The organism is Streptomyces alkaliterrae (assembly GCF_007097205.2).
GTDB lineage: Bacteria > Actinomycetota > Actinomycetes > Streptomycetales > Streptomycetaceae > Streptomyces > Streptomyces alkaliterrae.
In genome coordinates this window covers 1-9,764 of the sequence record NZ_VJYK02000212.1, presented here as the reverse complement: position 1 = coordinate 9,764, position 9,764 = coordinate 1, and the positions used below count along the sequence as shown (strand labels likewise).

9 protein-coding genes are annotated in these 9,764 nt (G+C 72.5%); 6 read left to right on the top strand and 3 right to left on the bottom strand.

Annotated elements, in window-relative coordinates; genetic code table 11:
* Positions 1-187 precede the first annotated feature (187 nt).
* Positions 188-1,117, top strand: coding sequence for an NHL repeat-containing protein (locus FNX44_RS18670; RefSeq protein WP_143649437.1), 930 nt, complete (start codon positions 188-190; stop codon positions 1,115-1,117).
* Between the two features lie 115 nt (positions 1,118-1,232).
* Positions 1,233-1,913, top strand: a complete 681-nt coding sequence (locus FNX44_RS18665; protein ID WP_143649436.1) for a sensor domain-containing protein — start codon at positions 1,233-1,235, stop codon at positions 1,911-1,913.
* Positions 1,914-1,938: 25 nt separating this feature from the next.
* Here the strand turns inward: FNX44_RS18665 and FNX44_RS18660 are convergent, their stop codons facing one another.
* Positions 1,939-2,520 carry a TetR/AcrR family transcriptional regulator gene (locus FNX44_RS18660; RefSeq protein ID WP_143649435.1) on the bottom strand — a complete coding sequence of 194 codons (582 nt, stop codon included), beginning with the start codon at positions 2,518-2,520 and terminating at the stop codon, positions 1,939-1,941.
* A gap of 102 nt (positions 2,521-2,622) precedes the next feature.
* Here FNX44_RS18660 and FNX44_RS18655 point away from each other — a divergent pair, with 102 nt between their 5' ends.
* Together FNX44_RS18655 and FNX44_RS18650 are read left to right on the top strand one after the other, a co-directional pair.
* Positions 2,623-3,081 carry a nuclear transport factor 2 family protein gene (locus FNX44_RS18655; RefSeq protein ID WP_143649434.1) on the top strand — a complete coding sequence of 153 codons (459 nt, stop codon included), beginning with the start codon at positions 2,623-2,625 and terminating at the stop codon, positions 3,079-3,081.
* A 57-nt stretch (positions 3,082-3,138) separates the two neighbouring features.
* Positions 3,139-5,943, top strand: a complete 2,805-nt coding sequence (locus FNX44_RS18650; RefSeq protein ID WP_143649433.1) for an FAD-binding and (Fe-S)-binding domain-containing protein — start codon at positions 3,139-3,141, stop codon at positions 5,941-5,943.
* An 18-nt stretch (positions 5,944-5,961) separates the two neighbouring features.
* Here FNX44_RS18650 and FNX44_RS18645 read toward each other — a convergent pair whose 3' ends face one another.
* Positions 5,962-6,597 carry an SAM-dependent methyltransferase gene (locus tag FNX44_RS18645; protein ID WP_143649432.1) on the bottom strand — a complete coding sequence of 212 codons (636 nt, stop codon included), beginning with the start codon at positions 6,595-6,597 and terminating at the stop codon, positions 5,962-5,964.
* Between the two features lie 106 nt (positions 6,598-6,703).
* On the opposite strand from FNX44_RS18645, the gene FNX44_RS18640 reads away from it, so the two are divergent.
* Complete coding sequence (locus tag FNX44_RS18640; RefSeq protein WP_143649431.1) at positions 6,704-7,276, top strand: helix-turn-helix domain-containing protein; 573 nt, start codon at positions 6,704-6,706, stop codon at positions 7,274-7,276.
* 27 nt (positions 7,277-7,303) lie between these two features.
* Here FNX44_RS18640 and FNX44_RS18635 read toward each other — a convergent pair whose 3' ends face one another.
* A complete protein-coding gene (locus FNX44_RS18635) occupies positions 7,304-8,275 on the bottom strand; it encodes an NAD(P)/FAD-dependent oxidoreductase (RefSeq protein WP_143649430.1) in 972 nt (323 codons plus the stop codon).
* A 243-nt stretch (positions 8,276-8,518) separates the two neighbouring features.
* Here FNX44_RS18635 and FNX44_RS18630 point away from each other — a divergent pair.
* On the top strand, positions 8,519-9,764 hold a 1,246-nt coding region (locus FNX44_RS18630; protein WP_267129476.1), incomplete at its 3' end, for an acyclic terpene utilization AtuA family protein.

Genomic DNA, 9,764 nt, shown 5'->3' with positions numbered 1-9,764 from the left:
GGTGAGGGGCATCGTCAGGCCGACGAGGCGGAGGCGGAAGAACTCCTGGAGAACGGGGGTGATCATGACGACGAGGAAGCCGGCGGCCATCGTCGCGACGAGGGCGACGCGCCACCAGGTGTAGGGGGACCGCAATTGGCATGTGGGTGCGTGGACCGGGTGGCTACCGGTCGGTAGAACCGTACGCATGCGAACACGTCTAGCGATGACCGTGGCGGCGCTGGTGGCGATGGTGACCGTCTTCGTCCCGTCCGCGAGTGCCGCCGACTCCTCGTCGGCCGCGCGGACCGGGCACTGCCCTGAACGAGTGAACGTGACGGTGTTCCGCGACGGCGGACCACCCCTGCTCGACTGGCGGGAGAACCTGGAGTTCGACGGGCGGGGGATGCTGTGGGTCTCCCACTCGGTCAGGAACCGGGTGGAGGGCTACACGTCGGACGGGAAGCTGGCGGCCACTTTCCCTGTGTCCGGGCCCGGCGGCATCCGGCGCGGCCCCGACGGGATGATGTACGTCAACTTCGGCGTCAGCCCGCTGGCGACCACGGGTGGCGTCATGCGCTTCGACCCGGCCGCCGCCCGACCGCAGGCCGAGAAGGTGGTCACGGGGACGCCGGGCATCAACGGCCTCGCCATCGACGACAACGGCAACTTCTACCTCAGCCGCGAGCTGGCCACCGGTGTGCTCAAGGTGCGGCCGGACGGTACGCGGGACGAAGAGTGGACACGGAAGGCGAACGTCTTCGGCACCAACGGGCTGGAGATCGTGGGCGACCAGCTGTACGCGAGCGTCATCACCAGCACCCGTTCACCCGTCGTGCGGATCCCGCTGGACGATCCGGCGGGGCACACGACGGTGGCCGTTCTCAGCGGCGGCCTGCTCGACGCCAAGCTGCTGGACGATCTGGCCTACTTCAACGGGGACCTGATGGTGACCAGCTTCCGGCACGGCGAGCTGGTCCGGGTGGCGCCGGGTACCGGCCGGGCGTGTGTGCTGGCGTCCGGGTTGCGGATGCCGACGAGCGTCCGGGTCGCGCGCGGCTTCGGCGAGTACCGGGCGGATCGGGACCTCTTCGTGACGGAGGCGTCCGGCCGGATCGTGCGCGTGGCCGTCGGGTGAGCGGGGGTCCTGGGGCGGTGGCCGGTCGGAAGGCTCCGGGGGTGGGGCTAGCCCCACCCGGCAATGGGTAGTCGACCGGCTTCAGCCGAGCGGCGGCCGGTGACAGCCTCGGGGTATGGCTGAGACCACCGCATTTGCCGGCACCGCACCCCACGTCCGAACTCGCGCCGCTTCGCCCCCGGGGCGCTTCTGGCGTGACGTCGCCTATCTGCTCGGCGGGCTGCCGATCGGCATCGCCGCCTTTGTTCTCGCGCTGACCGGTTTCACTTTCGGAGTGGGCACCGTCGTCGTCTGGATCGGGTTGCCGGTGCTGGCGGGGACGCTGATCGTCGCGCGCTGGTTCGCGGCGACGGAGCGCTGGAGAGTGGCATCGACCACCGGTAGACCGCTGCCCGCACCGGTCTACCGCCGGGTGGCCGGCGACGGTCCGGCGCGCCACCTGCGCCTCCTGCTCGATCCGCAGGCCTGGCGGGACCTGCTGCACATGGTGCTCGCCTTCCCGCTGCGGGTGGTGGGCTTTGTGGTGGCGATGGTGTGGACGGTCGGTGGCGCCGGTGGGCTGACGTACGCGCTGTGGTCGTGGTCGCTGCCGCGCGGGGAGGACAACGAGGGGCTGGCGGAGCTGATGTTCGGCACGTCGTCCCGGCTTGTGGAGATGGGCCTGCACACGGGCATCGGCGTTGCGCTGCTGCTCACCGCCGTCCCGGTACTGCGGGCGCTCACCGCGACGCAGGCCGGCCTGGCCCGCGTCCTGCTGACCACGCCCGAGGCGGGCCCGATGGGCTCGGCGCGCTGATCCGGCTGCGCCCTTCGGGCAGGTCCTAGCTGCCGGTCGGGCGCGCGCCTGCTGCTGTCAGCAGTGTGTCGGCGGCGGCGCGGGCATGGGTGGCGGCCTCCGGGGTGCCGCTGATCGCGGCGGTGATGATGGCGCCCTCGACCAGAAGATTCAACTGGTCTGCCAAGGCACGGTGTTCGGGCACTCCGAGACGGGAGGTCAGTTCGGTGATCTGCTCGCGGACGGCGTCCTTGTGGTCGCGGGCGATCCGGGCGACGCCCGGTTCGGTGCCGCCGAGTTCGCCGAAGGAGTTGGTGAAGGCGCAGCCCCGGAAGTCTGGTTCGGCGAACCAGCTGGCCAACCAGTCGTACAGGGCGAGCAGTTGTGCGCGCGGGGTGTCGCCGTGCTCGGCGGCGTGGTCGAAGAGGGAGGCGCGCCAGCGTTCGTCGCGGCGGCGGAGGTAGGCCTCGACGAGGTCGCGTTTGGTGGCGAAGCACTGGTAGAGGCGCTTGAGCGAGACGCCGGAGGCGGCCCGGAGGTCGTCCATGCCGACGCCCTGCACGCCGCGCTCGTAGAACAGCCGCTCGGCGGCGTCGAGTAGTCGGTCGCGGGCTTCTTCCGGGTTCACGGAAGAGGACACTACCGGCGAGAACGATCGTTCTCTAGAGTGGTGAAGGTAGGGAGAACGCCCGTTCTCTGAGTTTCGTCGACGCGACCCCGAGGAGTACGCATGACCTCCCGTCCGCCCTTCCCGCCGTTTGACGAGGCGAGCGCCCGGCAGAAGGTCCAGGCCGCCGAGGACGCCTGGAACACCCGCGACCCCGAACGCGTCGCGCTCGCCTACACGGCGGACACCGTCTGGCGGAACCGCGACACCTTCCTCACCGGCCGTGCCGAGGTCGTCGACTTCCTGCGCGGCAAGTGGGAGCGGGAGCTGGACTACGCGCTCCGCAAGGAGCTGTGGGCCTACCGGGACAACCGCATCGCCGTGCGCTTCCAGTACGAGTGGCACGACGCGCGCGGCCGCGTGTTCCGCTCCTACGGCAACGAGCTGTGGGAGTTCGACGAGGCCGGGCTGATGCGCCGGCGGGAGGCGAGCATCAACGACGTGCCGATCACGGCCGCCGACCGCCGCATCCACGGGCCGCGCCCGCAGCAGGAGCACGGCGTCCCGTTCCCCCTCGCGTAGCCGCCCGGTGCGTGTGTGCTGCCCGCGTCGTCGGCCCGCAGGGTGCAGGCTGGAGGGATGGAGCTGGCAGCTGAGCTACGCAGGAGCGTGCGCGGGGACGTCGAGTTCGACGCGGCGAGCCGCGCGCTGATGACCATGGACGCGTCCAACTACCGCCGGGTGCCGGTCGGTGTGGTGGCACCGCGCGACGCGGAGGACGTGGCGGCCGCGCTCGCGGTGTGCCGTGCGCACGGCACACCGGTCGTGCCGCGTGGCGGCGGTACCAGCATCGCGGGGCAGGCCACCGGCACCGGTGTGGTGCTGGACTTCACCCGACACATGAACCGGATCGCCTCCCTCGAACCGGAGGCCGGCCGGGCAGTCGTCCAACCGGGCGTGGTGTTGGACGACCTGCGCCGGGCCGCTGCCCGCCACGGACTGACCTTCGGCCCGGACCCGTCCACCCACAGCCGCTGCACGATCGGCGGCATGGTCGGCAACAACTCCTGCGGCTCGCACTCCGTCGCCTGGGGGACCACCGCCGACAACGTCCGCGCGCTCGACGTGCTCACCTACGGCGGCGAGCGCGTACGCCTGGCCCCTGGCGGCGGCGATGTGCCGGCGGCCCTCCGCGACCCGGTCCGCGCGCTCGTCCGGGAGGAACTGGCCCGGCTGCGCACCGGCTTCCCCGAGCTACCGCGCCGCATCTCCGGCTACGCGCTGGACGAGCTGTTGCCGGAGAAGGGCGAGAACTGGGCGCGGGCGTTCACCGGCAGCGAGGGCACGCTCGGCGTGCTGACCGAGGCGACCCTCACCCTCGTCGAACCGCCGGCCGCCCGGGTGCTGGCGGTGCTCGGCTACCCGGACGAGACGGCCGCCGCCGAGGCCGCGCCGCAGCTGCTGCGGTTCGGCCCGCTGACCGTGGAGGGCATGGCGGACGACCTGGTCAGCGACGCCGCCCGGCTGCTGCTGCCGCGCGGCGGCGCCTGGCTCTTCGTGGAGGTCGGCGGGGCGGACCCGGCCGCCGCCGGGTCCGCCGCCGACGAGCTGTGCCGAGCGGCCGCCGACGGCGTCACCGACTCCACCGTGCTGACCGAGTCCGCCGCCCAACGGGCGCTGTGGCGGGTGCGGGAGGACGCCTCCGGCACGGCCACCCGGATGCCGGACGGCAGCGAGGCGTGGCCCGGCTGGGAGGACTGCGCCGTGCCTCCGGTCAGACTGGGCGCCTACCTGCGGGACTTCCGCGCGCTGATGGCCGAGCACGGTCTGCGTGGGCTGCCGTACGGGCACTTCGGCGACGGCTGCATCCACGTACGCATCGACTTCGACCTGCTCTCCCGCGACGGGGTGGCCCGTTTCCGGCGCTTCTCCACGGAGTTGGCGCAGCTGGTCGTCGCGCACGGCGGCTCGCTGTCCGGCGAGCACGGCGACGGGCTGGCCAGGGCGGAACTGCTGTCGGCGATGTACGGTCCCGAACTCGTGGGCGTCTTCGGCCGGTTCAAGGATCTGTGGGACCCGGCGGGCATGCTGAATCCCGACATCCTCGTACGGCCCGCGCGCCTCGACGAGAACCTGCGCTTCGCCGTGCTGCCGAAGGAGCCGGTGGCCACCGAGTACGCCTATCCGCACGACGGCGGCGACTTCTCGGCGGCCGTGCGGCGGTGTGTGGGCGTCGCGAAATGCCGCGACACCGCCGCAGGGCCGAACGTGATGTGCCCGTCGTTCCGCGCGACGGGCGAGGAGCGGCACTCCACGCGCGGCCGGGCGCGGCTGCTGCACGAGATGCTGGCGGGGGAGGTGGTGACCGAGGGGTGGCGTTCACCCGAGGTGCTGGAGGCGCTTGACCTGTGTCTTTCCTGCAAGGGCTGCCGAAGCGACTGCCCGGTGGGTGTCGACATGGCGACATACAAGGCGGAGTTCCTGCACCACCACTACAAGGGGCGGCGGCGGCCGGCCGCCCACCACAGCATGGGCGGCCTGCCGCGTTGGCTGCGGCTGGCGGACGTGTCGCGCGCCGCGCCGGTGCTGAACGCGGCGGCGAGCGTGACGCCGCTGGCGGCCCTGGCCAAGCGCCTCGGCGGCATCGCACCGGAACGGGCCATCCCTCCGCTGGCACCCGTGCCGTTCACCCGGTGGTGGCGGGCGCAGCCGGACCGGCACCGTCAACCGGAAGGCCGGCGCGTGGTGCTCTGGCCGGACACCTTCACCAACTACCTCTCACCCGAAGCGGGCTCGGCGGCGGTGGCGGTGCTCAACGCCGCGGGCCTTGGCATCGCCGTGCCACCGCGGCAGGTCTGCTGCGGGCTGACGTACGTCTCCACCGGGCAACTCGACCGCGCACGCGCCACGATGCGCCGGACGCTCGACCGCATGGAGCCGGCGATCCGCGCCGAGCTGCCGGTCACCGTGCTGGAGCCGCCCTGCGCGGCCGCCCTCCGCACCGACCTCCCCGAGCTGCTGCCGGACGACCCACGGGCCCGCCGACTCGCCCGTCTCGTAAGAACGTTCGCGGAGACGATCGAGTTGTACGCGCCGGACTGGGAGCCGCCGCGCGTGGACCGTCCGGTGACCGGCCAGACCCACTGCCACCAGCACGCCGTCCTCGGCGACGCCGCCGAACGCCGCCTCCGTGAGCGAGCCGGCCTCGACGGCGACCTGGCGGCGGGCTGCTGCGGTCTCGCGGGCAACTTCGGCTTCGAGAAAGGCCACTTCGAGGTCTCGAAGGCGTGCGCCGAGGACGTGCTCCTCCCCGCCGTGCGGGCCGCCGACCCCTCGGCGGTGGTCCTCGCCGACGGCTACTCCTGCCGCACGCAACTGAGCCAGCTCGCCGATGTCCGCAGCCGACACCTCGCCGAGGTCCTGGCCGAACGTCTCCAGAGCTAGGGCCTGTCGGGGCGCCGGTCAGAGCAGGCGGTGTAGGGCGAGGATGTTGTCGGTGACGGTTGCGGTCTGGCCCCGGGGGCCTGTGGCGACGCGTTGGGGTGCGTGGCAACGCTCGACGTGCCAGGCGTCGTCGTCCAGCTCCAGGGAGACGAGGACCTGCTCGGGAGTGGGGAAGCGTACGTCCTCGCCGGCCTGCCAGGACCAGGGTGCGACCGAGGCGTGTTCCACGATGATCAGCAGTCCGCCGGCCGCCACGGCCTCGGCGGCGTGTCGCAGAACCCGGGTGCGCGGGATGTCGACGGGGGTGTGGAAGTAGACGGCGCTGACCAGGTCGAAGCGGCCCGGGGGGAAGGTTTCCGCCAGGTCGTGGCGGGCCGGGTGGACCCGGTCGGCCACGTCGCCGGCCCGCGCTCCTTCGGCCACGCGGTCGAGTGCGGTCTGGGAGACGTCGACGGCGGTCACGTCCCAGCCGTGGGCGGCGAGCCAGAGCGCGTCGCCGCCGTGGCCGCAGCCGAGATCGAGGGCTGTGCCGGGGGTGGGAGAGAGCGCGGTGAGGAGGTCCGCCAGGACGGCGTTGGGCTTGGTACCCAGTCGCGCGTCGAGGCGGGAGTAGTGGTTCTCCCAGAAGGTCGTGGAATCGGTGTCGGTGTGCATCGGTGCAGCTCCTTGTCTGTTTTGCGGTGGTGAGGACGCCGTGTCGACGGTGCGCCCCGGGTCGCCGCGGTTGCAAAGCTTCTTGCTGATTCGGCAAGCTGGGGAGATGGGTGGGACGAGTAAGGACGTGCTGGAGGCGGTCGGGCCTCGGTTGCGCGAGCTTCGGCGGCGACGCGGCTTCACGCTCGCCGAGCTCTCCGCGCGGACCGGGATCAACGAGAGCACGCTGTCCCGGCTCGAAGGCGGGCAGCGCAAGCCGACCCTGGAACTGCTGCTGCCGCTGGCCGAGGTCTACGCCGTACCGCTGGACCACCTGGTGGGCGCGCCCCGCACCGGGGACCCGCGCATCCATCTGCGCCCGGTGACCCGGGACGGCCTGACCTACGTGCCGCTCAGCCAGCCCGGCGGCGTGCAGGCGCACAAGCTGCTCATCCCGCCCAGGCCCGAGGTCGAGCCGGAGTTGGCGACGCACGAGGGCTTCGAGTGGCTGTACGTGCTGGCCGGGCGGCTGCGTCTGCTGCTGGGAGACCAGCGTCTGGTGCTGAAGCCGGGCGAGGCCGCCGAGTTCGACACTCATGTACCGCACTGGCTCGGACCCGACGACAACCGGGCCGTCGAACTCCTCGTCCTCTTCGGGCATCAGGGCGAGCGGGCCCACCTCAGGGCCCGCACCCCCTGAGCCCCCGCCGGCGCGGCGGGCGGCACCTCACTCCGAGGCCGTCCTACGGGAGACGGCTGCCTCGGTTTCGGCCATGACCAGATCCCGGTGGACGGCTGCCGCCGCCGTGATCCCGGCTGCCATGGCAACGGGGACGCCCGCCATCAGGTCCGTGACGTTACCGGCCGCCCACACGCCGGGTACGCCGGTGAAGCCCGACGCGTCGACCTGAAGGTGCTCTCCCGCGCCCGTGGGATGTTCCCGCACCTTCACGCCCAGGTCGTCGAGGAAGCCCGCGCGGGCGACGAACCGCGGGGTGACCACCAGTTCCCGCACCGGCACCACGACGCCCGATGCCAGCCGCGCTCCGGCGAGCCGGTCGGCTTCGTCGACCTCCAGTCCCGTGACCTCGCCGTCCACCACGGCGACGCCCAGCGCGGCGAGTTGCTCCCACTGCTCGTCCGTGAGGTCCGGGCCGGTGTGCCGGAACAGGGTGACGTCCTCGGACATCCGGCTGAACAGCAGTGCCTGGTGGAAGGTGCCCAGGATGCCGATGGGCCGGTCGCGCACCTCCCAGCCGTGGCAGTAGACACAGTGCAGCACGTCCCGGCCCCATCGCTCGGCCAGTCCCGGCACCGCCGGCAGTTCGTCGACCAGGCCGGTGGTCACCAACAGTCGCCGGGCCCGCGCCCGGCGCCCGTCCTCCGTGGTGACGGCGAACGCCTTGTCGTCCCGGTGGACGCCGGTGACGCGGCCGGGGACGACCCGGCCGCCGTAGGCGGTGACCTCCTCGCGCCCCCGCCGCAGAAGCTCCAGCGGGGAGATCCCGTCGCGGCCGAGGATTCCGTGGATGCCGGCCTCCGCTGCCGGGGCGTTCCGGGGCTCGCCCGCGTCGATCACCAGCACCGACCGGCGGACGCGGGCCAGGTTGAGGGCGGCCGAGAGGCCGGCCGCGCCGCCGCCGACCACCACGACGTCCCAGGTGCGGTCGCCGGCTTCTGTCATGTCGAAGTTGTCCATGCCGCCACCGTGCGGCTGGTCGACGCCGGATGGCAAAGAGTGGTGCTGTTCCGGCAAAACCGTGCCTCGGACGAGTCGGGGTTCAGGTGGGGAACAGGCCCTGGGCGAAAAACATGCAGGCATGCTTGATTGTTCTCGTCGACCGTGCCACGCTGACGCCGAGTCCAACAAGGGAGGACCGGCGTGCTGCGCATCGGGAACGCCTCCGGCTTCTACGGCGACCGCTTCGACGCCCTCGAGGAGATGCTGACCGGGGGCCCGCTCGACGTCCTGACCGGCGACTATCTCGCCGAGCTGACCATGCTCATCCTCGGTCGGGACCGGCTGAAGGACCCGTCCCGCGGCTACGCGAAGACGTATGCGCGGCAGCTGGAACGCGGACTACGCCTGGCGCACGAGCGCGGCGTCCGGCTGGTGAGCAATGCCGGAGGGCTGAACCCCGCCGGGCTCGCGGCCGCCGTCCGCGCGCTGGCGGAACGCCTCGACGTGCCGGTCCGGGTGGCCCACGTCGAGGGGGACGACCTCACCGGGCGGGACTGGGGTGCCGGGGTGCTCACCGCGAACGCCTACCTCGGTGGCGCCGGCATCGCCGCCTGTCTGCGGGAGGGCGCGGACGTGGTGATCACCGGCAGGGTCTGCGACGCCGCACTGGTCAGCGGCGCCGCAGCCGCACACCACGGCTGGGCGGCCGACGACTGGGACGCGCTCGCCGGAGCCACCGCCGCCGGTCACGTACTGGAATGCGGGACCCAGGCCACCGGCGGCAACTACGCCTTCCTCGAAGAGATATCCGACCCCCTTCGCCCCGGCTTTCCGCTCGCCGAGATCAACGCCGACGGCAGCAGCGTCATCACCAAGCACCCGGGCACGGGCGGCGCGGTGACGGTCGGCACGGTCACCGCCCAACTGCTCTACGAGACGGCCGGTGCGCGCTACCCCGGCCCCGACGTCACCACCCGGCTCGACACCGTGCGGCTCGACCAGCAGGGCCAGGACCGGGTGCGGATCAGCGGGGTGCGCGGCGAGGCGCCGCCGCCGACGCTCAAGGTCGGCCTGACCCGGCTCGGCGGCCACCGCAACGAGGTGGTCTTCGTCCTCACGGGGCTGGACGTCGAACGCAAGGCCGAGCTCGTGAAAGCGCAGCTCTCCGAAGCCCTGCGGGGACGTGAACCAGCCGAGATGCGCTGGGCGTTGGCCCGCACCGACCACCGTGACGCCGCCGTGCAGGAGGAGGCGAGTGCCCTGCTGCGGCTGGTGGTGCGCGACAGCGACGCCGAACGCGTCGGACGGGCTGTCGGTGCGGCCGCCGTGGAACTGGCGCTGGCCAGCTACCCCGGCTTCCACCTCACCGCACCGCCTGGGAACGCCGCGCCCTACGGCGTCTTCGAGAGCGCGTACGTACCGGCGGCGGACGTCCCGCACACGGCGGTGCTGCCGGATGGGCGGCGGCAGCCCGTGGCGCCCCCGCCGAAGACGGTCTCCCCGGTAC

Coding starts and splice junctions, on each gene's coding strand:
- FNX44_RS18670 (WP_143649437.1), top strand. CDS start 188: ATGCGAACACGTCTAGCGATGACCGTGGCGGCGCTGGTGGCGATGGTG.
- FNX44_RS18635 (WP_143649430.1), bottom strand. CDS start 8,275: ATGGACAACTTCGACATGACAGAAGCCGGCGACCGCACCTGGGACGTC.
- FNX44_RS18645 (WP_143649432.1), bottom strand. CDS start 6,597: ATGCACACCGACACCGATTCCACGACCTTCTGGGAGAACCACTACTCC.
- FNX44_RS18655 (WP_143649434.1), top strand. CDS start 2,623: ATGACCTCCCGTCCGCCCTTCCCGCCGTTTGACGAGGCGAGCGCCCGG.
- FNX44_RS18665 (WP_143649436.1), top strand. CDS start 1,233: ATGGCTGAGACCACCGCATTTGCCGGCACCGCACCCCACGTCCGAACT.
- FNX44_RS18650 (WP_143649433.1), top strand. CDS start 3,139: ATGGAGCTGGCAGCTGAGCTACGCAGGAGCGTGCGCGGGGACGTCGAG.
- FNX44_RS18640 (WP_143649431.1), top strand. CDS start 6,704: ATGGGTGGGACGAGTAAGGACGTGCTGGAGGCGGTCGGGCCTCGGTTG.